This is a genomic window from Scandinavium lactucae (genome assembly GCF_033843265.1).
Lineage (GTDB): Bacteria > Pseudomonadota > Gammaproteobacteria > Enterobacterales > Enterobacteriaceae > Scandinavium > Scandinavium lactucae.
On the sequence record NZ_JAWXRD010000002.1, the window covers coordinates 14,554 to 40,166 of the forward strand.

Here is a 25,613-nt window from a genome sequence, read left to right on the forward strand (position 1 = left end):
GAAGCGTGCGATTTCTGACAACGTTATTGGTATCTCTGGCGGTGCTTGTCACCGCCGGTTGTGGCTGGCATCTGCGTAGTACTACGCAGGTTCCGGATAACATGAAAAAAATGATATTCATCTCAAGCGATCCTAACGGCCCGCTGAGTCGCGCGGTGCGTAACCAGCTGCGTCTGAATGGGATTGAGATTGTTGAGGCCAGCTCATTACGCCAGGACGTTCCGTCCCTGCGTCTGGGCGGCGCGTCGGTTGCTAAAGACACCGCATCCGTATTCCAGGACGGTAAAACGGCGGAATACCAGATGGTGATGAACGTCAGTGCCAGCGTGCTGATCCCAGGCCACGACATCTATCCAATCAGCACCAAGGTTTATCGTTCGTACTTCGATAACTCGCAGAAGGCGCTGGCGAAAGATGCCGAGCAGGACCTCATCATTCAGGAAATGTACGACAAGGCCGCTCAACAGCTGATCCGTAAGCTGCCAAGCGTCAAAGTGGCGGATACCGAAGCTACTAAAGAGGACGAGCAGCCTGCGGCAGATGCGACCGCAGCCCCAGCCGGGACTCGCGTCTCTACGACGCTGGATAACTGATGATTCGGTTGTACCCAGAACAACTCCGCGCGCAGCTCTCTGAAGGGCTGCGCGCGGCGTATCTGCTCCTCGGTAATGACCCTCTTCTGCTTCAGGAAAGCCAGGATGCCATCCGCCATGCGGCGGCTACTCAGGGCTTTGATGAACACCATACCGTGTCGATTGACACCAGCACCGACTGGAACGCGTTGTTCTCACTGAGCCAGGAACGCAGCCTGTTTGCCACCCGGCAGACGCTGATGTTAGTCCTGCCGGACAACGGTCCTAACGCCGCAATCAACGAACAACTCGCGGCGCTGGTTGCGCTGCTCCACGACGATTTGTTATTGATCGTGCGCGGCAACAAACTGACCAAAGCCCAGGAAAACGCCGCGTGGTACAGCGCCCTCTCCGATCGTTCTGCACAGGTTTCCTGCCAGACGCCGGAACAGGCACAGCTCCCACGTTGGCTGGCTGCACGTGCGAAACAGCATAATTTGCAGCTCGATGATGCCGCCAGCCAACTACTCTGCTACTGCTATGAAGGCAATCTGCTGGCGCTGGCACAGGCGCTCGAACGCCTGTCGCTGCTGTGGCCGGACGGTAAACTGACGCTGCCGCGTGTTGAACAGGCGGTAAACGATGCCGCGCACTTCACGCCGTTTCACTGGCTGGATGCGCTGTTAGCCGGGAAAAGCAAACGCGCCCTGCATATCCTGCAGCAGCTTCGTCAGGAGGGCAGCGAGCCGGTCATTCTTCTGCGTACCCTGCAACGCGAACTGCTCCTGCTGGTCAACATGAAGCGTCAGTCAGTTTCCACACCGCTGCGCGCGCTGTTTGATAAACATCGTGTCTGGCAAAATCGGCGTCCGTTGTTTACCGAAGCGCTGAACCGTCTGAGCCCCGAACAGCTACGTCATGCCGTGTCGTTGTTGGCACGTACTGAGCTGACGCTCAAGCAGGATTACGGCCAATCGGTTTGGGCTGAACTCGATGCGCTGTCGCTGCTGCTATGTCACAAAAACCTGCCCGACGTTTTTTTCGAAGGATGATATGACGGCGTTAAAGGCTCTCTACGGCGGCACGTTTGATCCCGTGCATTACGGCCACCTCAAACCGGTCGAAATTCTGGCGAACCTGATTGGCCTGTCAAAGGTCATTATTATGCCGAATAACGTTCCGCCACATCGGCCTCAACCGGAAGCCACCCCGGCTCAGCGCACGCAAATGCTTGAACTGGCTATCGCCGACAAACCGCTGTTTGAACTCGATGAGCGTGAACTGCGCCGGGACACCCGATCTTACACTTCCGAAACGCTGCGTGACTGGCGGCAGGAGCAGGGCCCCCAGCAACCGTTGGCGTTTATTATTGGTCAGGATTCGCTGATCAATTTCCCGTCATGGCATGACTACGAAAGCATTCTGGATAATGCGCACCTGTTGGTATGCCGCCGTCCTGGCTATCCGATGGCTATGAAAGAAGAAGCCCATCAGCAGTGGCTGGAACGTCACCTGACGAACAGCGCTGATGATTTACACCACTCTCCTGCCGGAAAAATCTATATCGCCGAAACCCCCTGGTTCAACATTTCCGCCACGCTGATACGCGAACGGCTGCAACAGGGTGAATCCTGCGCAGAAATGCTGCCGCAGGCCGTGCTGAGCTATATCAGCCAACACGGGCTTTATCGGTAAACTTCCGAAGGGAACGGGGCGTAAATTCCGGGAACGCCTCATTTTCTCACCGAACGCTCCCTCAGACCATTGACACACCCTGACAGGCTGCTATTCTCCGCAGCCAGACTTGTCCCACCACACTGATTTACAGAAATTGTTTTACAAAAATGGCGATGCAATCATGGCCATTGGGTGGGATGATACCCCGCCGGTGCCGTCCGGCTGGCGACATTTGTCCGACTTCGTCCTGGTTTCAGGTATACTTACGGGCTGTTCAACATTTTCATCTTCACCTGACCAGGGGGAAACTTGCAGGGTAAAACGCTCCAGGATTTTGTTATCGACAAAATCGACGATCTTAAGGGCCAGGACATCGTTTCGATCGATGTTCACGGCAAATCCAGTATCACCGACTGCATGATCATTTGCACCGGTACCTCCACCCGTCACGTCATGTCCATTGCTGACCACGTTGTCCAGGAATCTCGCGCTGCGGGTCTGTATCCTTTGGGCGTGGAAGGCGAAAACGTTGCCGACTGGGTGGTGGTTGATTTAGGTGATGTTATTGTCCACGTTATGCAGGAAGAGAGTCGTCGCCTGTATGAACTGGAAAAGCTCTGGGGTTAATGCGTGAAGCTGCAGCTCATTGCCGTAGGAACCAAAATGCCGGACTGGGTTCAGACCGGTTTCACGGAATACCTGCGCCGCTTTCCCAAAGATATGCCGTTCGAACTGGTAGAAATTCCGGCCGGTAAGCGCGGCAAGAATGCGGATATCAAACGTATTCTTGAGAAAGAAGGTGAACTGATGCTGGCTGCCGCTGGCAAAAACCGTATTGTCACGCTGGATATCCCGGGTAAGCCGTGGGATACCCCGCAGTTGGCCCACGAGCTAGAGCGTTGGAAACAGGATGGCCGTGACGTCAGCCTGTTGGTAGGTGGCCCGGAGGGTCTATCTCCCGCCTGTAAAGCGGCCGCTGAACAAAGTTGGTCTCTCTCTTCGCTCACGCTTCCTCACCCGTTAGTGCGGGTGTTGGTAGCTGAAAGCCTTTACCGGGCGTGGAGCATTACCACCAACCACCCTTACCACCGCGAGTAATGATGACCAGGTTAGATTAAGCAGCGGATGAAATTACAGAATTCTTTTCGCGACTACACGGCTGAGTCCGCGCTGTTTGTGCGCCGGGCGGTGGTCGCTTTTCTGGGCATTTTAGTGCTCAGCGGCGTGCTGGTTGCTAACCTCTATAATCTACAGATTGTTCGTTTTACCGACTACCAGACCCGCTCCAACGAAAACCGCATCAAGCTGGTGCCGATTGCGCCAAGTCGCGGCATCATCTATGACCGCAACGGCACACCGCTGGCGTTGAACCGGACAATCTATCAGCTCGAATTGATGCCCGAGAAAGTCGATAACCTCCAGCAGACGCTGAACGATCTGCGTAACGTTGTCGACCTTACCGATGATGACATCGCCAATTTCAAGAAAGAGCGCTCCCGCTCTCACCGTTTCACCTCCATCCCGGTCAAAGTCAATCTGACTGAAGTTCAGGTCGCCCGTTTCGCGGTGAACCAGTACCGTTTCCCGGGTGTGGAAGTTAAAGGCTATAAACGCCGCTACTATCCTTACGGCTCCGCGCTGACGCACGTCATCGGTTACGTCTCGAAAATTAACGATAAAGACGTCGACCGTCTCGATAAAGAGGGCAAGCTCGCCAACTATGCCGCGACACACGATATCGGCAAGCTGGGGATTGAGCGCTATTACGAAGATGTGTTGCACGGTCAAACCGGTTATGAAGAAGTGGAAGTTAACAACCGTGGTCGCGTCATTCGCCAGCTGAAGGAAGTCCCGCCGACGGCCGGGCACGACATTCATCTGACGCTGGACCTGCAGCTACAGCAGTATATCGAAACCCTGCTGGCAGGCAGCCGTGCGGCAGTGGTGGTCACCGACCCGCGCTCCGGTGGGATCCTGGCCCTGGTCTCAATGCCTAGCTATGACCCGAACTTGTTTGTCGACGGCATCTCCAGCAAGGATTACTCCTCGCTGCTGACTGACCCCAATACGCCGCTGGTGAACCGCGCCACCCAGGGGGTTTATCCTCCGGCCTCGACGGTGAAACCGTACGTGGCCGTGTCCGCGCTGACGGCGGGGGTGATCACCCGCAATACCGGTCTGTTTGACCCAGGCTGGTGGCAATTACCGGGCTCGGACAAGCGCTATCGTGACTGGAAAAAATGGGGTCACGGTCATCTGAACGTCACCAAAGCGCTGGAAGAATCGGCGGATACCTTCTTCTATCAGGTTGCCTATGACATGGGTATTGACCGCCTTTCCGAGTGGATGGGCAAGTTTGGCTACGGTCACTATACCGGTATCGATCTGTCCGAAGAGCGTTCCGGCAACATGCCGACCCGCGACTGGAAGCTCAAGCGCTTTAAAAAGCCGTGGTATCAGGGTGATACGATTCCGGTCGGTATCGGCCAGGGCTACTGGACTGCAACGCCAATTCAGATGAGCAAGGCGCTAATGATCCTGATTAACGATGGTGTCGTCAAAGTCCCCCACCTGCTGATGAGCACCGCCGAAGAAGGCAAGCAGGTTCCGTGGGAACAGCCGCACGAAGCGCCGGTGGGCGACGTGCATTCCGGTTTCTGGGAAATTGCCAAAGACGGGATGTACGGCGTCGCCAACCGTCCAAACGGGACGGCGCATAAATACTTTGCTGGCGCGCCGTATAAAGTCGCCGCCAAATCCGGTACCGCGCAGGTATTTGGTCTGAAAGCGAACGAAACCTATAACGCGCACCGCATTGCTGAACGTCTGCGTGACCACAAGCTGATGACGGCGTTTGCGCCGTATGACAATCCGAAAGTGGCGGTGGCGATGATCCTCGAAAACGGCGGCGCAGGCCCGGCGGTCGGGACACTCATGCGTCAAATTCTCGATCACATTATGCTCGGTGATAACAACACCGTACTGCCGGCAGAAAATCCGGCAGCCGCAGCCGCGGAGGACCAATGACAATGACGGATAATCCGAACAAGAAATCGCTGTGGGATAAAATCCACCTTGACCCGACGATGCTACTGATTCTTCTGGCACTGCTGACCTACAGTGCGCTGGTTATCTGGAGCGCCAGCGGTCAGGACATCGGCATGATGGAACGTAAAATCGGCCAGATTGCGATGGGCGTGGTGATTATGGTGGTGATGGCGCAGATCCCGCCTCGGGTATACGAGGGTTGGGCACCGTGGCTGTATATCTTCTGTATCATCCTGCTGGTTGCCGTCGATGCCTTTGGCGCAATTTCTAAAGGTGCGCAGCGCTGGCTGGACTTAGGCGTGGTGCGTTTCCAGCCGTCGGAGATTGCGAAAATTGCGGTTCCGCTGATGGTGGCGCGCTTTATCAACCGTGACGTATGCCCGCCGACGCTGAAAAACACTGGCATCGCGCTGGTGCTGATTTTCCTGCCGACGCTGTTGGTCGCGGCACAGCCTGACCTCGGCACCTCGATTCTTATCGCCCTCTCCGGCCTGTTCGTGCTGTTCCTGGCAGGGCTTAGCTGGCGTCTGATTGGCGTGGCCGTCGTGCTCGTCGCGGCATTTATCCCGATTCTGTGGTTCTTCCTGATGCATGATTATCAACGTCAGCGCGTGATGATGCTGCTCGACCCGGAAACCGATCCACTCGGCGCGGGCTATCATATTATTCAGTCTAAAATCGCTATCGGCTCTGGAGGGTTACGCGGCAAAGGCTGGCTGCATGGTACCCAGTCACAGCTCGAATTCCTGCCTGAACGCCACACTGACTTTATCTTCGCGGTACTGGCAGAAGAGCTAGGCCTGATTGGCTTCCTGGTATTGCTCGCCCTGTATGTGCTGCTGATCATGCGTGGTCTGTGGATTGCCGCTCAGGCGCAAACCAGCTTTGGCCGCGTGATGGCAGGTGGCTTAATGTTGATTTTATTCGTTTATGTCTTCGTAAATATTGGTATGGTGAGTGGCATCTTACCGGTGGTTGGTGTTCCACTACCGCTGGTCAGCTATGGGGGCTCTGCCCTGATCGTACTGATGGCCGGGTTTGGTATCGTTATGTCGATACACACCCACAGAAAAATGTTGTCGAAAAGCGTATAAGGGGTGCGCACTGATGCGTAAACAATGGCTTGGGATCTGCATCGCCGCTAGCTTACTGGCGGCATGTACAAGTGACGATGGGCAACAGCAGCAAACCGTCACCGCACCGAAACCGGCGGTCTGTAATGGCCCTACCGTGGAAATAAGCGGTGCCGATCCGCGCTTTGAAATCCCGAATCCGTCGGTAAATCAGGACTATCAGCGTGACGGCAAAAATTACAAAATCGTCCAGGATCCGTCGAACTTCAGCCAGGCGGGACTCGCGGCGATTTACGATGCCGAACCGGGGAGTAACCTGACCGCTTCGGGCGAACCTTTTGATCCGATGCAACTCACCGCCGCGCATCCAACGCTGCCGGTTCCGAGCTATGCCCGCATCACCAACCTGGCAAACGGTCGGATGTTGATTGTGCGCATCAACGATCGCGGCCCGTATGGCAACGATCGCGTGATTTCGCTTTCCCGTGCTGCCGCCGATCGCCTGAATACCTCGAACAACACCAAGGTGCGAATCGACCCGATTATTGTCGCGCAGGACGGGACAATGTCCGGGCCAGGTACCGCCTGTACCACCATTGCCAAACAAACATACGCCCTACCGGCTCGCCCTGATTTGAACGGCGGAATGGGCAGCGTGTCCTCTGCTCCGCAGGACACAACCCCGCAAAGCGACGTGCGCGCGATCAGTAATGACACGCTGAAACCGGAAGATAACACCGGTGCGCCAGTCAGCAGCAGTGGCTTCCTGGGCGCACCGACCCCGCTGAACAATGGCGTGCTGGAAAGCAGCGCCCCGGCGGCAACGCCTGTGGTCGCGGCGGCAGCCGTTCAATCAGCCGCCCCGCAAACTGCAGCCGTGCAACCGGTCGCAACACAGAGTGCGCCCGTTACGGCTCCTGGATCCACGCAGGGTAGCGTTGCTCCGGCAACCGCACCTGCTGCCGCCTCTGCGGCGACTAGCGGTAGCTATGTGGTTCAGGTCGGTGCCGTCAGCGATCAGGCTCGTGCGCAGCAGTATCAACAGCGTCTGAGCCAACAATTTTCTGTCCCGGGCCGGGTGACGCAAAACGGAGCCGTCTGGCGTATTCAGTTAGGGCCGTTTAGCAGCAAATCCGAAGCCGGAACAGTACAACAGCGCCTGCAAAGCGAAGCGCAGTTACAGTCATTTATTACTCACGCCAACTAACAAGACCGGGCATCCGAACGCAGTGCGTATGTTAAAACCGTTAACAATATCATACGCATTGCAGGATGCCTGCTCCCAGCGCATTTGCTATAGTTAGGCACTTTTTTAACTCCATCACGGATGTCGTTGTTCTGACCATGAAGACCTCTTTTTCTGCTCGCTTACTCATCACGGCATTGTCCGTCGCAGCACTGACCTCCGCTGCCCACGCTGATGACCTGAACATCAAAACCATGATCCCTGGCGTTCCGCAAATTGACGCGGAATCCTACATTCTGATCGACTATAACTCAGGTAAAGTCCTGGCCGAGCAGAACGCTGACCAACGCCGTGACCCGGCGAGTCTGACCAAAATGATGACCAGCTATGTCATCGGCCAGGCGATGAAAGCAGGCAAATTTAAAGAATCCGATCTGGTCACCGTTGGCACCGACGCATGGGCAACCGGCAACCCGGTGTTCAAAGGTTCATCGCTGATGTTCCTGAAGCCAGGTATGCAGGTTCCTGTTTCCCAGCTGATTCGCGGAATTAACCTGCAGTCCGGGAACGATGCCTGTGTGGCAATGGCCGACTACGTCGCCGGCAGCCAGGATGCCTTCGTTGGCCTGATGAACAGCTACGTCAGCGCCCTGGGTCTGAAAAACTCCCACTTCCAGACCGTTCATGGCCTGGATGCAGACGGCCAGTACAGCTCAGCGCGTGATATGGCGATGATTGGCCAGGCGCTGATCCGTGATGTGCCGAACGAATACACCATCTACAAAGAGAAAGAGTTCACTTTCAACGGCATCCGTCAGATGAACCGTAACGGTCTGCTGTGGGACAACAGCCTGAACGTGGATGGCATTAAAACCGGTCACACTGACAAAGCGGGTTATAACCTGGTTGCGTCAGCTACCGAAGGCCAGATGCGTCTGATCTCTGCGGTGATGGGCGGCCGGACCTATAAAGGGCGTGAAACCGAAAGCAAGAAACTGCTGACCTGGGGCTTCCGCTTCTTCGAAACCGTGAACCCACTGAAAGCAGGTAAAGAGTTTGCCTCTGAACCAGCCTGGTTCGGCGACACCGATCGTGCATCGCTGGGCGTGGATAAAGACGTGTATCTGACCATCCCACGCGGTCGTATGAAAGACCTGAAAGCCAGCTATACCCTGAACAACGTTGAACTGCATGCCCCGCTGCAGAAAAACCAGGTGGTCGGCACCATTAACTTCCAGCTCGACGGTAAAACCATCGAACAGCGTCCACTGGTGGTGTTGCAGGAAATTCCAGAAGGTAACTTCTTCGGTAAGATCATTGATTACATTAAATTAATGTTCCACCACTGGTTTGGTTAAAAATTACACACTTGAAAGTGTGATTTCCATCCCCATATACTACGCATGACAATAACTGCTCCCGTGCCCTGCGCGGGAGCAGTTCTTTTTAAACCACCGGAGCTGACATGAAAACCAAACTTAACGAACTGCTTGAATTCCCTACTTCATTTACCTACAAGGTGATGGGTCTGGCGAAGCCTGAGCTGGTTGACCAGGTGGTGGAAGTGGTGCAGCGCCATGCGCCAGGTGATTACTCTCCGCAGGTAAAACCAAGCAGCAAAGGCAACTACCACTCGGTATCTATCACCATCAATGCGACCCACATCGAGCAGGTCGAAACCCTGTATGAAGAACTAGGTAACATCGAAATCGTTCGTATGGTGCTGTAATCCCGTTTGCCCGGAGTGCTCCGGGCAACTCCTTCCCTGCTCTGTGATATACTCTTCGCCCCTGTTTTCCCGTTCCGCGGAGATGTCGTTTTGGATCTGAACACCCTCCTCGTCCGCCAGCTAGGCGTACAGCCCTACCAGCCTGTTTCACAGGCGATGCATGACTTTACTGACCACCGTGATGAAACCACTCCGGATGAAATCTGGCTGGTAGAGCATCAGCCCGTCTTTACCCAGGGTCAGGCCGGAAAAGCAGAACATGTGCTGGTTCCCGGTGATATTCCGGTGATTCAAAGCGATCGCGGCGGCCAGGTGACCTATCACGGACCGGGGCAACAGGTGATGTACGTGCTGTTAGATTTGAAGCGCCGTAAACTTGGGGTGCGCGAACTGGTCACGCTGCTGGAGCAGACAGTGGTCAATACGCTGGCTGAATTCGGGATTGAAGCCCACCCCCGCGCCGATGCGCCAGGGGTATATGTCGGTGAACGGAAAATTTGTTCGCTCGGGTTGCGAATCCGAAAAGGCTGCTCTTTCCATGGCCTGGCGCTCAATGTTGCCATGGATTTATCACCGTTTTTACGGATTAACCCTTGCGGTTATGCGGGGATGGAAATGACTCAAATGCAGCACTGGGTATCTGATGCCCAACCCGAAAATATTTCTCCAGTGCTGGTTTCACATTTTTTAGCCCTGCTAAACAATCCCCCTCATGAATATATTACTGCTTAATATATTATACATCCGGACCTGATATTTTGTCGGGTCCCAGGTCCTTTTGCCTGGTTTTCCTTTACATTATTCACATCTTTCTATATTTTTTCTGCGCCTGGTGGAGAAGTGACTTCGCCGCCAACAAAATTTTACGTTAACACACCACTAAAAAGACGAGACGGCTCCGCAGTTCAAGAGATAACGCATTGTTCAACATGAAATAAATCCTGTCTCCGCATACGATCGCCTCTCAAACATAATAACAATAAATATTTTTTCAACTATCATTCATATTGTGAATGAATACGGAGTACAAGTGTGGAATATAACGAAAAGCCGGAAAGCCGAATAAATCCTCGCCTGGAGAGTGATACCCCGCAAATCTTCCGAACATTGCGAAATATCGATCTCAATTTACTGACGATTTTCGAGGCCGTATATGTACACAAAGGCATCGTTAATGCAGCGAAAATTCTGAATCTCACCCCCTCCGCTATTAGCCAATCTATTCAGAAGCTGCGCACTATATTTCCTGATCCACTTTTCATCCGCAAAGGACAAGGCGTCACCCCCACCGCCTATGCCACTCATCTGCATGAGTACATCAGCCAGGGCCTGGAATCCATTCTTGGCGCACTTGATTTGACCGGCAGCTATGACAAACAGCGGACCATAACGATTGCGACATCTCCGACCGTAGGCGCACTGGTCATGCCGACCATCTACCAGACCATTAAAGACAAATTCCCCCAACTGCTGCTGCGCAATATTCCGGTCACCGATGTCGGCCTTCAGCTCAGCCAATTCCAGACCGATTTGGTTATCGACAGCAGCGTGTACAGTACCCGAGCGTTAAGCCATCACGTGCTCTACAGCGACCGGATAATGATGGTGGCACGTGCAGAGCATCCGGTGTTTAAAACCTCGCATATGCAAGAAACACTCAGTCAGTACGAATTCACGCTACTGATGATGGAAGGGGCGGCGCATACCGATCTGCGTAAACGCGTGAATGAGATGTTCCCGGAAAGGCAGATTAGCTTCAGCAGTTACAACCTTGTGACGATTGCTGCCCTGATCGGCAGTAGCGACCTGGTCGGCTTAATGCCCGCGCGCTTCTTTAGACTGTTTGCCCGCTGCTGGCCATTACAGGTGGTCGATTTTGTCCCGTTGCGAGATGAATCAGTCGATTTTTCATTGCATTACAATAAACTCAGCATGCGCGACCCGGTGTTGCAAAGTGTGATCACCGCCATTCGCCAGGCATTCTAGGCGTTCAAAAAACCGTTCTTTTCTGCTGTTTTATGCTGCACAAAGCACATAAAGCAACAAATGGTTTACAATTTGCCGGGTTGGCAGGCTGCTTTATCCCCCTGATTGATGATATACTGCCAGCCATCAGATTCAAAAATAGTTGATAATTACAACATTCCCTTGAATTGAAACGCTTTCCTTCGTTACTCGCAACTGGAACACGCACGCTATGAGTAAACCCATTGTGATGGAACGCGGTGTTAAGTACCGCGACGCCGATAAAATGGCCCTTATCCCGGTCAAAAACGTGGCTATCGAGCGCGAAGCGCTACTGAGAAAACCGGAATGGATGAAAATCAAACTTCCGGCTGACTCCACCCGCATTCAGGGAATTAAGGCAGCCATGCGTAAAAATGGCCTGCACTCGGTGTGCGAAGAAGCCTCCTGCCCTAACCTCGCGGAATGTTTCAACCACGGCACAGCGACCTTTATGATCCTCGGTGCTATCTGCACCCGTCGTTGCCCATTCTGCGACGTGGCCCACGGTCGCCCAGTTGCACCGGACGCCAACGAGCCGCAGAAGCTGGCACAAACCATCGCTGATATGGCACTGCGTTATGTGGTTATCACCTCCGTTGACCGCGATGACCTGCGCGACGGTGGGGCACAACATTTTGCCGATTGCATCGACGCAATCCGCGAAAAGAGCCCAACAATTAAAATCGAAACGCTGGTTCCGGATTTCCGTGGCCGTATGGATCGCGCTCTGGAAATTCTTACCGCGACGCCGCCAGACGTGTTCAACCACAACCTGGAAAACGTACCGCGTATTTATCGTCAGGTTCGTCCAGGTGCTGACTACAACTGGTCATTGAAACTGCTGGAGCGTTTTAAAGAAGCGCACCCGGACATTCCGACCAAGTCTGGTTTGATGGTTGGCCTGGGAGAAACCAACGCTGAAATCGTTGAAGTGATGCGTGACCTGCGCCGCCACGGTGTGACCATGCTGACCCTGGGACAGTATCTGCAGCCAAGCCGTCACCACCTGCCGGTTCAGCGCTACGTAAGCCCTGACGAGTTTGAAGAGATGAAAGCGGAAGCACTGGCGATGGGCTTCACCCACGCGGCCTGTGGTCCTTTCGTCCGTTCTTCTTATCATGCCGATCTGCAGGCTAAAGGTCTCGAAGTTAAGTAATCTTTGCCGCATCAGACAGAGGCCGCCGCGTATTCGCTGCGGCCTTTTTATTTTGGCGCAGGATGTGACCCTTTCAGCACCATCGCGGTGCAAAATTGCCTCAGTGAAACTTTTGACTCACCCTTCGCTTTTGTCTTTCCTACGTTAAATCAGCGTCATCAGCCCTGGACTGTCTTTTTTGCCTCCCTCTGAATTTGTGGATCGTTTCATGCATTACCTTCTTCATCCAGAATTGAAGGAGTAGCCCCATGTCTGAACATACACCTGACTCACTGATTTACGGGCTGGAAGAGAAGCCCGCCCCGCTTCCGGCGTTTTTAACCGCGCTCCAGCACGTGCTGGCGAGTCTGGTCGGGATTATTACCCCGCCGCTGATTGTCAGCTCAGTTTTAGGCCTGAATGCTTACCTACCATGGCTCATTAGCATGTCGCTGATTGTCTCTGGTGTGGGGACATTCTTGCAGGCACGGCGTTTCTTTGGCATCGGTGCGGGCATGATTTGCCTGCAGGGCACCAGCTTTGCCTTTCTGAGCGTGCTGCTTGCCGCCGGGTTTAGCGTCAAAAGCAAGGGCGGTGGGCCGGAACAAATCATGGCCATGATTTTCGGCCTGACGTTTGTGGCGGCGTTTATTCCGATGGTGGTCAGTCGTTTTCTCGGGCAATTACGCCGGGTCATCACCCCGCTGGTCAGTGGCACCGTGGTATGCCTGATCGGGATCAGCCTGATCAAAGTCAGCATCACCGATTGGGGCGGCGGGCATAACGTGAAAGATTTCGGCGCACCGGGCAATTTGCTGCTCGGCCTGTTGACGCTCGGCACCATTGTACTGTTCAGCCGGGCCCGCAGCCGCTGGCTGCGATTGAGCGCGGTGATCCTTGGGATTGCCATCGGCTGTATCGCGGCGTGGTGTAGCGGGAAGCTGAGCTGGCAGCCATTTAATCAGGCGTGGATAGCGGTGCCACAGCCTTTCCGCTTTGGTTTCAATTTTGACTACAGCCTCTTTTTACCCCTGGCGCTGATCTCGCTGATCAGCATTCTGGAAGCGGTGGGCGACCTTACCGCCAACTGCCTGTTGTCACGTCAGCCGATTGAAGGCGAGCGCTACGTGGCACGCCTGAAGGGCGGTATTCTCGCCGATGGCGTGAGCTGCATCCTGGCCGCCATGTTTTCTGCCCTGCCGAGCACTACCTTTGCGCAAAATAATGGCGTGATCCAAATGACCGGCGTGGCCAGCCGTCACGTGGGCATCTGGATTGGTGTCCTGTTGGCGCTGCTGGGACTGTTTCCTGTCTTTGGTGCCATCGTGCAGCAGATCCCCGCTCCGGTGCTGGGCGGTGCGACGCTGGTGATGTTTGGCAGCGTACTGGCCGCCGGGATCCGCATCATGACCCAATCCCCCTTGACCCGCCGGGACATGCTGATCATCGCGGTCTCATTTGGTATCGGTCTGGGTATAGAGGCAGAGCCTGAGTTTCTGAGTCATCTGCCTGCGGTTTGCAAGAGCCTGTTGGGTTCGGCCATCGCCAGCGGTGGCTTAATGGCAATATTGCTCAATCTGGTGCTGCCCGCTGAGCGTACCGACAGCGATGAGGTGGCCGCAAAACCTGTCATTGAAACTCCCGCCATCGAAAAATAACCGCGCATGATGCGCCCCTGGATCAGCAGACAGGGCATAACTGAGCTGACTCTCTCATTCACCAACCGGAGGAGTTAGCGATGTGCGCTAGCCGTATTTGGATCAAAAACCCGCAGGCCATTTTCACCCCGGACGGCGTTGATGCCCGGGGTGGCATTGTCATAGAAGCAGGCAAAATCAGCGAAGTGCTGGCGGCGGGCGTTACCCCGTCCATTCCCTGCGACACAAACTTCGACGCACGCGATCATGTGGTATTACCGGGTCTTATCAATACCCATCACCATTTTTACCAGACGTTGACCCGGGCATGGGCACCCGTGGTCAATGAGCCGCTGTTCCCGTGGCTGAAAACGCTGTATCCGGTGTGGGCGAAGCTCACCCCCGAGGCGCTAAAGCTGGCAAGCCAGGTCGCGATGGCGGAGCTGCTGCTTTCCGGTTGCACTACCACCAGCGACCATCACTATCTGTTCCCGGAAGGCATGGAAAATGCGATTGATGTGCAGGTTGAGGTTGTGAACAGCCTCGGGATGCGCGCGATGCTGACCCGTGGTTCGATGAGCCTTGGCGAACAGGACGGCGGCTTGCCGCCACAGCAAACGGTGCAGTCAGGTGAGGCCATTCTGGAGGACAGCCAGCGGCTGATTCGGCGTTATCATCAGCGCGGTGAGGGGGCGTGGATTCAAATTGCGCTTGCGCCCTGCTCCCCGTTTTCAGTAACCGAAGAGATTATGCAGGAGAGCGCGCGACTGGCTGCCGCGCACGACGTACGCTTGCATACCCATCTGGCGGAAACGCTGGATGAAGAAGCATTCTGCCTTGAACGTTTCGGGTTGCGCACCGTCGATTATCTGGAAAAAGTGGGTTGGCTAAGCGACAGGACGTGGCTGGCTCACGGCATTCATTTTAACGCCGACGAAATTCGCCGCCTTGGCGCGGCAGGCGTGGGGATTTGCCACTGCCCGGTGTCAAACATGCGGCTGGCATCCGGGATTTGTCCGACGCTGGAACTGGAAGAGGCAGGGGCGATAATCGGGCTGGGCGTCGATGGCTCAGCGTCCAACGATGCCTCAAGCCTGATGTTCGAAACCCGTCAGGCGCTCTATCTACAGCGTCTGCGTTATGGGGCCAAACGTATCACGCCGCAAAAAGTAATGAGCTGGGCGACGCAGGGCTCGGCGCGTTTATTGGGCCGTCACGATCTGGGCGAGATCCGGGTGGGCAAACAGGCCGATCTGGCGCTGTTCCGTCTGGACGATCTACGCTTTAGTGGCAGCCACGATCCGCTCTCGGCGTTGATCCTCTGCGGGGCTGAACGTGCTGACAGAGTGATGGTCGGCGGTGAGTGGCGGGTGGTTGACGGTGAAATTTGCGGGCTGGACTGCGAGCGACTGAAGGTTTTACATCGCGAAGCGGCGAAACAGTTGGTTGCAACTTTCTGAGGAAAAAAGCGGTAAAAATGACAAGAGGCCGCAACGGAATCTGTTGTGGCCTCTCTGGCTAACTCGTTGGCGTCGATGAAATGACCTGCCCGAAATACGCGTGCAGCACGTCGTTTCTGACTGCGACGTTACTCTTTATGAGAGAGTTTTTCTGCCGGGACGTCGTCTTCTGCCGTATTCTTGGCCGTCGTATCGTCGTCGTTCATGGCTTTCTTAAAGCCTTTAATTGCTGAACCCAGGTCTCCGCCCAGCGTACGCAATTTCTTGGTGCCGAACACCAGAACAATCAGTGCGGCAACCACCAGCAGCTTGGTAATACTAATCTCACCCATAGATACCTTCTTGATTAAAACAGGCTACAAAACGCGCCAACAAAACCGTAGCTAATTAACGGTCATTTAGCGAGGGCACACAATAGCAATCTGTAACAAGGTGAATCAAGCACTGATTAAAAAAACATCACATTATTTGCGGTGGCGCAAAGCGGCGGTTGTTAAGTACCGGCAACTGCGCACGGATCTGCTGCAATATCGCGCGACTGACGTCGGCATAAATCAGCTGCTGCGTGCCTCCCGCCCCGGCCAGGGTAACGCCCAGCGGATCGACAATTCGACTCTGGCCGATATTCTTGTTCCCGCACTCCCCGGCCGCCACGATATAGCATGTCGTATCCAGCGAGCGGGCTGCCAACAGCGTCGCCCAGTGGTGCTCTTTCAGCGGACCGCGGACCCAGGCGGTCGGTAAGACTAAAACCTCGGCACCCTGAAGCGCCTGCGCCAGCGCCATTTCCGGGAAGCGTAAATCGTAACAGGTCATCAGCCCAACCTTCATCCCGTCCACCTCAATCAGCGGCGGGAGCACCTTTCCGGCATCGACCCGTTTTGACTCCTGAATATTAAATGCATCATACAGATGCAGTTTCTGATACTGGGCAATGATTTCCCCGCCACGCAACGCCACCAGCGTATTTGCGGCACGACCTTCGCGAGTCGGGACGTGAACGGTCAGTACGGTGGTCATCGCATTTCGTCGGCTTTCATCCAGCAGCAGCCTTAAAAAGCCACCATCCAGCCCCTGAGCCGACTTTACCGACATATCCGGGTCATTATCATCCCGGGCTAACAGCGCCTCAGGCAGCACCAACAGCGATGCCTGCTGCTGCGCTGACTGCTGCATCAACAAAACACAGGTACCGGCATTGGTGGGCCAGTCAGGTGTGACGACAAATTGTCCGGCAGCAACACGCATAACATTTTCCTCAATGTCTTGCCGTAGCCATTAACCCAGCCCGGCGCTAAGATAGAACCCTAACGTAATCAAATAGCAGGAATTGGCGGTGTTACAAATCCTTTTAGCCGTTTTTATTGGGGGAGGAACCGGCAGCGTGTTGCGCTGGCTGCTCGGTATGCGTCTGAACCCACTGCATCATGCCATTCCTGTCGGAACATTGACGGCAAACCTGCTCGGCGCGTTTATTATCGGTGCCGGCCTGGCGTGGTTCAATCGGATGACCCACATTGACCCGATGTGGAAGCTGCTTATCACCACCGGTTTCTGCGGCGGATTAACCACTTTCTCGACGTTTTCGGCCGAAGTGGTGTTTTTATTGCAGGATGGGCGATTCGGCTGGGCGCTGCTGAACATGGCGGTCAACCTGTTGGGATCGTTTGCGATGACGGCGGCGGCGATGTGGATTTTTTCAGCGGCCCGCTGATGCGAAGCATTAGCCACTGAAAAACAGGCAAAAAAAAACCCGTCAGTGACGGGTTTTTATATTCTACTGTCGAAATGCTTAGATAGGCATTACGTTTGCAGCAGATGGGCCTTTGGCACCGTTAGTGATTTCGAACTCTACACGCTGACCTTCAGCCAGAGTTTTGAAACCGTTGGACTGGATTGCAGAGAAGTGTACGAATACATCTTTGCTGCCATCTTCCGGAGTAATGAAACCAAAGCCCTTGGACTCATTAAACCACTTAACGTTACCTTTAATCTTAGACATCAATATTACCTTTACATGAAAATGGACACAAATGCTGTGTCGGCTAACAGTACAGCAATTGTGGTGACTTTTGTCCAGTCCTAGATAGCGAAAAAGTGATAAAAATCGCTAAATTTTACCGAGACTGAGAGTTAGTCGTTGTTTTTACGCACGACTTCAGGCTCGCAGCCAGAAATCACATCTTTTGCCCATTAAAACTGGAAGCGCATCCACGCAAAGTAGACGTTACCGTTGTTATAAGTGCCTGGAATGTAAGTCATCTGGAACGTCGCAGGCCCATATCCGATGGACGCCAGGGGTAACACCACGGGGATGGGGATATAGTTCCAGTTATCCCGCGCCGTTGCCCCAACGGTATAACCGAGGCCTAAATGGAACTTATCATCGGCCAGCGGACGCCAGGTTTTCTCCCAGCCGTAGCCGCCGATAGGCTCCCATTTATTGAAGGAGTCCTTGAATGCCATCAGATACAGGCCGTGCCAGTTCCCTTTGTCATCCCAACGTGACTGTCCAAAACCCGCCCCCCACGGGCGCTCGTTGTATTTGTCCGTCTTTTCCTTATCATAATCGAAACGCGCATGCCAGGTAATCGCCGGAACGTACAGATCGTAATGCGCCGGAGAAGACCACGTCTGGGCAATATTATCGCCGAGCGTGGAAAAAGCGTCGCTGACGCTGGCGCTGATAGTGGCCTTTGCGAAAGAGGCAAACAGCAGTTGGCTGGATAATATCCCTGCAAGCACTAAGAATTTAATTAATTTAGACACAAAAATAACCACTTGTCGTTCGTACCTGCACAGAATAACAAGCGTAAAATTAATATAACCTTAACGATAGCGGATTAATCCTTTCTGCCTGTAGGAAAACAACACCTTTTCAGGCGCGGTTTATGTTCAACATATATGAAACCGCCAGGATTATTCTTACTTTGACTGCGGGAATAATTGACACACTGCGGGAATGACCAGCATCGAGAGCAAACGGGGGGTGATCAATACGGCCATTATAGTCACCTCAGTCATCACATAAGGGCACACCAGCAACATGGTTGCCATTATGAATAACCCTTAACAGTAGAGTGTTATTCATGCCTTTCTGGGAAAGACATCCGACGGCACTCGCCACCAACAAGTATACCCAGCAGCCACAATAACCAGATGCCACCAGGCAATATGCCCATGAGCAGCAACAGAACAGATATACGTTTAAATATCAGCCACAGCAGAACAAAAATAATCATCAGGGTCACCGACAGGACTATTTTTAACTTGGCAGTAGCGCGTTCCAGATATTCGCATTGCCCTGACCTTGAGAGTGCCCCCCTTGCGGCAAGGTCACTTTCTGCCCCACGCGCGGCTGCATCGGCGGCCCTTCGCTGATACGCCCCTCGACCAGCTCGCCCAGCCTCACCAGATTCCCCGTCGCAGTGAGCTCCGGTAACTGGGCGCAGTTGGTCAGCGTTATCGCCTCAATCCCGCGGATGGCGGACCTTTATCGAATCACATTCGCCCCCTTCAATGGTCTGCTCTACGTTTTCGCCGCCCACCAGCGTACTCACCAGGGACTGAAGCTCCGGCACCAACCCGCCAGAGCACGCGTCTTGGGATGTACGCCAGGCTAATGCCATTCAATTTTACGTTTCATTTTCGCGTCATCAGAATCCGAAACATTCACCAAATAAATAGATATAATGTGATAGCGGTGTTTATTTTGACGTGTCGACGGGTTGTGGTTGCCGATTTATTGATTTCCGTCAGTAAGGTTTGGCCGTTTATTGGGCACATTCCCCTACTTCTATTTTTTATAAGCACTTTCTTTGGGCAGCAGTAACAGGAAACCATCATGCTAACGTTGTTTGAGCTCCTTATCGGAGTGGTCGTCATTGTGGGCGTCGCCCGCTATATCATCAAAGGCTATTCCGCGACGGGCGTGCTGTTCGTAGGCGGCCTGGTACTGCTGATCGCCAGCGCCCTGATGGGCCACAAAATCCTGCCGGCCAGCGCCAGCAGCACCGGCTACTCCGCGACTGACATCGTCGAATACATTAAAATTCTGCTGATGAGTCGTGGCGGCGACCTGGGCATGATGATCATGATGCTGTGCGGTTTTGCCGCCTACATGACCCACATCGGCGCGAATGACATGGTGGTCAAACTGACTTCCAAACCGCTGCGCTTCATCAATTCGCCGTACATTCTGATGATTGCCGCTTACTTTGTGGCATGCCTGATGTCGCTGGCGGTCTCTTCTGCTACCGGGCTGGGCGTATTACTGATGGGCACCCTGTTCCCGGTCATGGTCAACGTGGGGATCAGCCGTGGCGCAGCCGCTGCTATCTGTGCCTCTCCGGCGGCAATTATCCTCTCTCCAACCTCCGGCGACGTAGTGCTGGCGGCAAAAGCGGCAGAGATGCCACTGATCGACTTTGCCTTTAAAACCACCCTGCCGATTTCCATCGCGGCGATTGTCTGCATGGCGGTGGCGCATTTCTTCTGGCAGCGCTATCTCGATAAAAAAGAGAACATCTCCCACGAGATGCTCGACGTCAGCGAAATCACCACCAACGCGCCGTCGTTCTACGCCATTCTGCCGTTTACCCCGATTATCGGCGTGCTGATTTTTGACGGTAAATGGGGCCCAGAACTGCACATCATCACCATTCTGGTTATCTGTATGCTGGTGGCGGCGATTCTGGAATTCTTCCGCGGCTTTAACACCCAAAAGGTCTTTTCCGGTCTGGAAGTGGCGTATCGCGGCATGGCGGATGCTTTCGCAAGCGTGGTCATGCTGCTGGTTGCGGCGGGCGTCTTCGCCCAGGGCCTGAGCACCATCGGCTTCATCGATAGCCTGATTTCCATCGCGACCTCGTTCGGCTCGGCAAGCATCATCCTGATGCTGGTGTTGGTCGTGCTGACCATGCTGGCGGCGATGACCACCGGCTCCGGTAACGCGCCGTTCTACGCGTTCGTCGAGATGATCCCGAAACTGGCACACAGCTCCGGCATCAACCCGGCGTACCTGTCGATTCCAATGCTGCAAGCGTCAAACCTTGGACGCACCATTTCGCCGGTCTCCGGCGTGGTGGTTGCCGTCTCCGGGATGGCCAAAATTTCGCCGTTTGAAGTGGTTAAGCGTACCTCGATTCCGGTGCTGGTGGGCCTGGTCGTGGTGATTATCGCTACCGAGTTAATGGTCCCTGTCGGGGTTGTGCATTAATAACGCACAGTGATGAAAAGGCGTCTGAAAGCGCCTTTTTTGTGCTTTAATGTTTCTGAAATCTTTCATCCCGAAATCAGGAAAAACCATGTTCAGGAAGGATATAGCCGCCGTCTGCGCCGCCGCGTGGATGCTGGGCACCCCTCTCGCATACGCCGACCCACTCAACGCGAGCCAATACGGCGATTTCGACAGCTATGTGCTGGCGCTCTCATGGCAAACCGGCTTTTGCCAGAGTATGCAGGAACGTAATCGGAACGAACCTGACGAGTGCCGGTTGCAGAAAGAGGTGCAGGACAAAACCAGCTATCTGACGGTTCACGGCCTGTGGCCCAGCCTGCCAAAATCTATCGCCGCACGCGGCGTGGATAACCGCCGCTGGATGCGCTTCGGCTGCGCAACACGCCCCATCCCTAATATGCCTGAAGTGCGCGGCAGCCAGAAATGCGCGGCCGCCGAAACCGGGCTGTCGCTGGAAATGGCCAATAAGCTCAACAACGTAATGCCTGGCAGCGGCGGCAAGTCATGCCTGGAACGTTATGAATATGCCAAGCACGGGGTGTGCTTTGGTTTCGATCCAGACGCCTATTTCGGCACCATGGTGCGCCTCAACGGTGAAATCAAACAGAGTGCGTTAGGCACCTTCCTGGCCGAAAACTACGGCAAAACCGTCAGCCGCAGCGCCTTTAACGACGTGGTCGCCAAAAGCTACGGCAAACAAGGCGTAAAAGCGTTCAAGTTAACCTGTAACGGTAACCCCGCCTATCTGACCGAAATGCAGATTGCAATTAAAGCCAACGCCATTAATGCCCCGCTGGCGGAAGGCTCACTCCTGCCGCAGCCGCACCCGGGTAACTGTGGGTCGCAGTTCGTTATCGATAAAGCCGGAAACTAAATTCACCGCCGGGCCACCCACGTGGCCCCGGCCTGAATCACCCTCAGCCTTTTCCCCTTGTTGTCCTCCCGCCCTTCTTTGCAACGCGCCATGCGTTTTTCTTATAAACGGATGCGCATCACACTTCCTTATCAGTGCATCAAAAGTCCAGTAAATGCATTTTTTATCCGGTAACGGAAGCCAGAAAGCTCTGAGCATAATCAACCCCGACGTTCACTCAAGGAGTTCATCATGGCGAAAAAATTGATTGCACTGTGTGCCTGTCCAATGGGGCTGGCTCACACCTTTATGGCTGCGCAGGCGCTGGAAGATGCCGCCACCGAAGCCGGTTACGAGGTCAAAATTGAAACCCAGGGGGCCGATGGTATCCAGAACCGACTGACCGCGCAGGATATTGCCAGCGCCGATATCATCATCCACGCCATCGCCATCACACCAGAAGATAACGAACGCTTTGAAACCCGCGACGTGTATGAAATCACCCTTCAGGACGCCATTAAAAATGCGGCAGGCACCCTGAAAGAGATTGAAGAACTGATCGCTGCCGAACAACCGTAATCCTCAACCGCAAGGGTGTGTGAAATGGCAATAAAAAAACGTAGCGCCATTCGTCCCGCTTCGCCAGATGGCGAGGCCATTGCGCTGAACACCGCGCCTGTAGAATCAGGTTCCGCCTTCTGGAAAGAACTGCCACAGCACATCATGTCGGGGATTTCCCGCATGGTGCCAACCCTTATCATGGGCGGGGTGATCCTCGCCATTTCACAGCTGATTGCCTATGTCTGGCTGGAGATCCCGCCGGATATGGGGATCATGGATGCGCTGAACTCGGGCAAATTCACCGGTTTTAATCTGTCGGTACTTAAGTTCGGCTATCTGACCGAATCCTTTGGCGGGCTGCTGTTCAGCTTTGCCATCCCGATGTTCTCGGCCTTCGTCGCCAACTCCATCGGTGGCAAACTGGCTTTCCCGGCGGGCTTTATCGGTGGTCTGGTCGCCACGCAGCCCACGTTGGTGTTGAACTTTGACCCGGAGAAACTGAGCTGGCTGGCAACTAAACCGGTGCCCTCCACCTTCATCGGGGCGCTGATTATCGCCATTGCTGCCGGGTATCTGGTGAAATGGCTGAACGCTAAAATCGCGATGCCTCAGTATCTGCTGGCGTTCAAAAGCACCTTCCTGATCCCAATTCTCTCTGCCCTGTTTGTCATGCTGGCGATGTATTACGTCATCACCCCGATAGGCGGCTGGCTGAACGCCGGGATGCGCACGCTGCTGCTGGCGGCAGGCCAGGCCGGGTCAATGATGTATGCGATAGGCATGGCCGCAGCGACGGCGATTGACCTCGGCGGGCCTATCAATAAAGCGGCGGGTTTTGTGGCACTGGGCTTTACCACCGACCATGTGCTGGCTATCACCCCTCGCGCGGTGGCGATTGTTATTCCGCCGATTGGCCTGGGGCTGGCGACGCTGATTGACCATCGTCTGACCGGCAAACGCCTGTTCAGCCCGCAGCTCTATCCGCAGGGCAAAACCGCGATGTTCCTCGCCTTTATGGGCATCAGCGAAGGGGCTATCCCGTTCCTGCTGGAAAATCCGATAGCGACCCTGCCTGCCTACATGACGGGTGCCATTGCCGGGGCGATGACCGCCACCGCGCTGGGAGCCGTGCAGTGGTTCCCGGAATCCGCTATCTGGGCCTGGCCACTGGTGACCAATCTGGGGGCCTACATGCTGAGTATTGCCGTCGGGGCGCTGATCACCGCGCTGCTGGTGGTGCTTATCCGCAACGGCCTGCATAAACGCGGCAAGCTGGCAATCGACACCCTGTAAGAGGAATACGGCTATGGCAGTGCTGACGGCAATACGTGAGTGGATGACGCACCAGCGAATAGACGCGATGCTTATCTCATCTAAGCCAAACAAGCTCCCGCATCTGGGTTTCTCCAGCAGTTCGGGCTACGTGCTGATCACCCGGCAGCACGCCCATATTCTGGTAGATTTCCGTTATTACAGTGATGTGGCGGCCCGTACCCACGGATATCAACTGCATCGGCTGGAAGCAGGACGCGACATGCCCGGCATCGTGAATCAGATTGCGCAGGAAGAAGGCCTGCAACGCCTCGGCTTTGAAGGTGAGCACGTGAGCTGGCAAACCGGCTGCGATTGGCAGAAGGCGCTGCATCCGTCGCTGGTCAGCGTGTCGCTCGACGCGTTGCGCCAGGTGAAAACCGCTGACGAAATCCGGCTTATTCGTGAAGCCTGTCGCATTGCCGACGCCACCGCCGACCATATCCGCCGTTTTATCCAGCCCGGAATGCGGGAACGTGAAGTCGCCGCCGAGCTGGAGTGGTTCATGAAACAACAGGGGGCAGAGAAACCCTCGTTCGATACGATTGTCGCCAGTGGCCCTCGCGGCGCGCTGCCTCACGGCAAAGCGTCGGAAAAAGTCATCATCGCAGGCGAACTGGTGACGCTCGATTTTGGTGCCCAATACCAGGGATATTGTTCTGATATGACCCGCACCTTCTTGGTCGCGGGACGTTTTGCCCATCCTGAAATGTCGCCGCTGTATGCGGTGTATCAGACCGTGCTGGAGGCACAACTGGCGGCCATTGCTGCCGTGCGGCCGGGCATGGCCTGTCAAACGGTTGATGCCGCCGCCAGAGAGCATATCAGCCGTGCCGGTTACGGGCCGAACTTTGGGCATAACACCGGACACGCTATCGGCATCGATGTACATGAAAACCCGCGCTTCTCCCCGACCGACACCACCCTGTTACGCCCCGGCATGCTGCTGACGGTGGAGCCGGGCATTTATCTTGAGGGTGAAGGCGGCGTACGCATCGAGGATGTGGTGCTGGTGACCGACAGCGGTGCCGAGGTGCTATACCAGACCCCGAAAACGCTGCTGATGACGGGGGAGGCGTGATGGATATTGCGTTACTGAAAGCGCTCAGCGAAGCCGATGCCATCGCAGCCTCCGAACAGGAAGTGCGGGAAATTCTGCTGCGTGAAGCCGACGCCCTGGGCAAAGAGGTGCAGTTTGACGGCCTCGGTTCGGTGCTTATTCGCCTGAATGAAAGTACAGGCCCGAAGGTGATGGTTTGCGCACATATGGATGAAGTGGGCTTTATGGTACGCAGCATTTCGCGCGAAGGTGCCATCGACGTTATCCCGATTGGCAACGTGCGGATGACCGCCCGCGAGCTACAGCCTGTGCGGATAACCACCCGCCACGGCGTCAAAATTAACGGCCTGCTCGACGGCGAGCGGCAGGGCAATGAAGTGGCAAAACTGCGGGTCGATATCGGGGCCTGCAGCGCCGATGAAGTCGCCGAAGTCGGGGTGGAACCGGGCGATCGCGTAACGTTCGCCACCCCGTTTTGCGAACTGCCCCATCATCGGCTGATGGGCAAAGCCTTCGACGACAGGCTCGGTTGTTATCTGCTCATCAGCCTTTTGCGCGAACTGCATCAAACCCCACTCAACGCCGAAGTCTGGCTGGTAGCCAGCTCCAGCGAAGAGGTTGGGCTGCGCGGGGGGCAAACCGCTACCCGCAAGCTTAACCCGGATCTGGCGCTGGTGCTGGACACCGCCTGCTGGGGCAAAAATTTTGATTACGGCTGTGACAACCATCGTCAGATTGGCGAAGGCCCGATGCTGGTGATGTATGACAAAACGCTGATCGCCCCACCACGCCTGACCGCCTGGGTGGAAGATACCGCCGCTCGCCACGCCATTTCCCTGCAACGGGACATGTTCAGCAACGGCGGCACCGACGGCGGGGCGGTACACCTGAGCGGCACCGGGATCCCGACCGTGGTCCTCGGCCCACCGACCCGGCATGGACACTGCGCGGCCTCGATTGCCGACGCAGGCGATATCAGTCTCACCCACCAGCTGCTGGTGGCCCTGCTTCATGACATGAATGCCAAAACCGTTTCTCATCTGACGGATTTCAGATGCTGATTTT

Annotated in this window: 27 protein-coding genes; 22 read left to right on the forward strand and 5 right to left on the reverse strand. The window is 55.0% G+C overall.

Annotated features, from left to right (window positions below; genetic code table 11):
• Positions 1 to 5 precede the first annotated feature (5 nt).
• The 15 genes from lptE to SIK69_RS02200 all read left to right on the forward strand — a co-directional run bounded on the left by lptE (position 6) and on the right by SIK69_RS02200 (position 15,524).
• Positions 6 to 593, forward strand: a complete 588-nt coding sequence (gene lptE, locus SIK69_RS02130) for an LPS assembly lipoprotein LptE (protein ID WP_319626952.1) — start codon at positions 6 to 8, stop codon at positions 591 to 593.
• Complete coding sequence (holA, locus tag SIK69_RS02135; RefSeq protein ID WP_319626951.1) at positions 593 to 1,624, forward strand: DNA polymerase III subunit delta; 1,032 nt, start codon at positions 593 to 595, stop codon at positions 1,622 to 1,624. Before lptE ends, holA begins: the two co-directional genes overlap by 1 nt.
• Positions 1,566 to 2,267 (forward strand): nicotinate-nucleotide adenylyltransferase, encoded by a 702-nt coding sequence (nadD, locus tag SIK69_RS02140; RefSeq protein ID WP_319785292.1) that lies wholly within the window; start codon positions 1,566 to 1,568, stop codon positions 2,265 to 2,267. The genes holA and nadD overlap by 59 nt, the downstream gene beginning before the upstream one ends.
• A 291-nt stretch (positions 2,268 to 2,558) precedes the next feature.
• Positions 2,559 to 2,876, forward strand: a complete 318-nt coding sequence (rsfS, locus tag SIK69_RS02145) for a ribosome silencing factor (RefSeq protein ID WP_319626949.1) — start codon at positions 2,559 to 2,561, stop codon at positions 2,874 to 2,876.
• 3 nt (positions 2,877 to 2,879) lie between these two features.
• Positions 2,880 to 3,347: a 23S rRNA (pseudouridine(1915)-N(3))-methyltransferase RlmH gene (gene rlmH, locus SIK69_RS02150; protein WP_319626948.1), complete on the forward strand. Its 468-nt coding sequence runs from the start codon at positions 2,880 to 2,882 to the stop codon at positions 3,345 to 3,347.
• Between the two features lie 27 nt (positions 3,348 to 3,374).
• A complete protein-coding gene (gene mrdA / locus SIK69_RS02155; RefSeq protein WP_319626947.1) occupies positions 3,375 to 5,276 on the forward strand; it encodes a peptidoglycan DD-transpeptidase MrdA in 1,902 nt (633 codons plus the stop codon).
• A 2-nt stretch (positions 5,277 to 5,278) separates the two neighbouring features.
• A complete protein-coding gene (mrdB, locus tag SIK69_RS02160; RefSeq protein ID WP_319626981.1) occupies positions 5,279 to 6,391 on the forward strand; it encodes a peptidoglycan glycosyltransferase MrdB in 1,113 nt (370 codons plus the stop codon).
• Positions 6,392 to 6,404: 13 nt separating this feature from the next.
• A complete protein-coding gene (gene rlpA, locus SIK69_RS02165) occupies positions 6,405 to 7,577 on the forward strand; it encodes an endolytic peptidoglycan transglycosylase RlpA (RefSeq protein ID WP_319785293.1) in 1,173 nt (390 codons plus the stop codon).
• Positions 7,578 to 7,714: 137 nt separating this feature from the next.
• Positions 7,715 to 8,914, forward strand: a complete 1,200-nt coding sequence (gene dacA / locus SIK69_RS02170; protein WP_319626945.1) for a D-alanyl-D-alanine carboxypeptidase DacA — start codon at positions 7,715 to 7,717, stop codon at positions 8,912 to 8,914.
• A gap of 107 nt (positions 8,915 to 9,021) precedes the next feature.
• Entirely contained in the window at positions 9,022 to 9,285 is a 264-nt protein-coding gene (gene ybeD / locus SIK69_RS02175) for a DUF493 family protein YbeD (protein WP_097164602.1), read from the forward strand.
• Positions 9,286 to 9,375: 90 nt separating this feature from the next.
• Positions 9,376 to 10,017: a lipoyl(octanoyl) transferase LipB gene (gene lipB / locus SIK69_RS02180; RefSeq protein WP_319785294.1), complete on the forward strand. Its 642-nt coding sequence runs from the start codon at positions 9,376 to 9,378 to the stop codon at positions 10,015 to 10,017.
• Between the two features lie 300 nt (positions 10,018 to 10,317).
• Positions 10,318 to 11,271, forward strand: coding sequence for a YbeF family transcriptional regulator (locus SIK69_RS02185; protein ID WP_319626943.1), 954 nt, complete (start codon positions 10,318 to 10,320; stop codon positions 11,269 to 11,271).
• 211 nt (positions 11,272 to 11,482) lie between these two features.
• Positions 11,483 to 12,448 carry a lipoyl synthase gene (gene lipA, locus SIK69_RS02190; RefSeq protein ID WP_319626942.1) on the forward strand — a complete coding sequence of 322 codons (966 nt, stop codon included), beginning with the start codon at positions 11,483 to 11,485 and terminating at the stop codon, positions 12,446 to 12,448.
• A 248-nt stretch (positions 12,449 to 12,696) separates the two neighbouring features.
• A complete protein-coding gene (locus tag SIK69_RS02195) occupies positions 12,697 to 14,085 on the forward strand; it encodes a uracil-xanthine permease family protein (protein ID WP_319785295.1) in 1,389 nt (462 codons plus the stop codon).
• An 80-nt stretch (positions 14,086 to 14,165) separates the two neighbouring features.
• Entirely contained in the window at positions 14,166 to 15,524 is a 1,359-nt protein-coding gene (locus tag SIK69_RS02200) for an 8-oxoguanine deaminase (RefSeq protein WP_319785296.1), read from the forward strand.
• A gap of 128 nt (positions 15,525 to 15,652) precedes the next feature.
• Here SIK69_RS02200 and tatE read toward each other — a convergent pair whose 3' ends face one another.
• Entirely contained in the window at positions 15,653 to 15,856 is a 204-nt protein-coding gene (tatE, locus tag SIK69_RS02205) for a twin-arginine translocase subunit TatE (RefSeq protein WP_319626939.1), read from the reverse strand.
• A 127-nt stretch (positions 15,857 to 15,983) separates the two neighbouring features.
• Entirely contained in the window at positions 15,984 to 16,772 is a 789-nt protein-coding gene (locus tag SIK69_RS02210; RefSeq protein WP_319785297.1) for a deaminated glutathione amidase, read from the reverse strand.
• Positions 16,773 to 16,860: 88 nt separating this feature from the next.
• Here SIK69_RS02210 and crcB point away from each other — a divergent pair, with 88 nt between their 5' ends.
• Positions 16,861 to 17,238 carry a fluoride efflux transporter CrcB gene (gene crcB / locus SIK69_RS02215; protein WP_319626937.1) on the forward strand — a complete coding sequence of 126 codons (378 nt, stop codon included), beginning with the start codon at positions 16,861 to 16,863 and terminating at the stop codon, positions 17,236 to 17,238.
• Between the two features lie 78 nt (positions 17,239 to 17,316).
• Here crcB and cspE read toward each other — a convergent pair whose 3' ends face one another.
• The 3 genes from cspE to SIK69_RS02230 all read right to left on the reverse strand — a co-directional run bounded on the left by cspE (position 17,317) and on the right by SIK69_RS02230 (position 18,936).
• Entirely contained in the window at positions 17,317 to 17,526 is a 210-nt protein-coding gene (gene cspE, locus SIK69_RS02220; RefSeq protein ID WP_004100146.1) for a transcription antiterminator/RNA stability regulator CspE, read from the reverse strand.
• 191 nt (positions 17,527 to 17,717) lie between these two features.
• Positions 17,718 to 18,242: a lipid IV(A) palmitoyltransferase PagP gene (gene pagP, locus SIK69_RS02225; protein ID WP_374941361.1), complete on the reverse strand. Its 525-nt coding sequence runs from the start codon at positions 18,240 to 18,242 to the stop codon at positions 17,718 to 17,720.
• 547 nt (positions 18,243 to 18,789) lie between these two features.
• A complete protein-coding gene (locus tag SIK69_RS02230) occupies positions 18,790 to 18,936 on the reverse strand; it encodes a hypothetical protein (RefSeq protein ID WP_319785298.1) in 147 nt (48 codons plus the stop codon).
• 432 nt (positions 18,937 to 19,368) lie between these two features.
• Here SIK69_RS02230 and dcuC point away from each other — a divergent pair, with 432 nt between their 5' ends.
• The 6 genes from dcuC to ypdE all read left to right on the forward strand — a co-directional run bounded on the left by dcuC (position 19,369) and on the right by ypdE (position 25,609).
• Entirely contained in the window at positions 19,369 to 20,742 is a 1,374-nt protein-coding gene (gene dcuC / locus SIK69_RS02235; protein WP_319785299.1) for an anaerobic C4-dicarboxylate transporter DcuC, read from the forward strand.
• Positions 20,743 to 20,830: 88 nt separating this feature from the next.
• Positions 20,831 to 21,637 carry a ribonuclease I gene (gene rna / locus SIK69_RS02240; RefSeq protein WP_319785300.1) on the forward strand — a complete coding sequence of 269 codons (807 nt, stop codon included), beginning with the start codon at positions 20,831 to 20,833 and terminating at the stop codon, positions 21,635 to 21,637.
• Positions 21,638 to 21,868: 231 nt separating this feature from the next.
• A complete protein-coding gene (locus SIK69_RS02245) occupies positions 21,869 to 22,195 on the forward strand; it encodes a PTS fructose transporter subunit IIB (RefSeq protein ID WP_319785302.1) in 327 nt (108 codons plus the stop codon).
• 24 nt (positions 22,196 to 22,219) lie between these two features.
• Positions 22,220 to 23,470, forward strand: coding sequence for a PTS fructose transporter subunit IIC (locus SIK69_RS02250; protein WP_319785303.1), 1,251 nt, complete (start codon positions 22,220 to 22,222; stop codon positions 23,468 to 23,470).
• Between the two features lie 13 nt (positions 23,471 to 23,483).
• The gene (gene ypdF / locus SIK69_RS02255; protein ID WP_319785304.1) at positions 23,484 to 24,569 is read left to right on the forward strand and encodes an aminopeptidase; all 1,086 of its coding nucleotides are present in this window, start codon (positions 23,484 to 23,486) and stop codon (positions 24,567 to 24,569) included.
• Entirely contained in the window at positions 24,569 to 25,609 is a 1,041-nt protein-coding gene (gene ypdE / locus SIK69_RS02260; protein WP_319626931.1) for an aminopeptidase, read from the forward strand. Before ypdF ends, ypdE begins: the two co-directional genes overlap by 1 nt.
• Positions 25,610 to 25,613 lie beyond the last annotated feature (4 nt).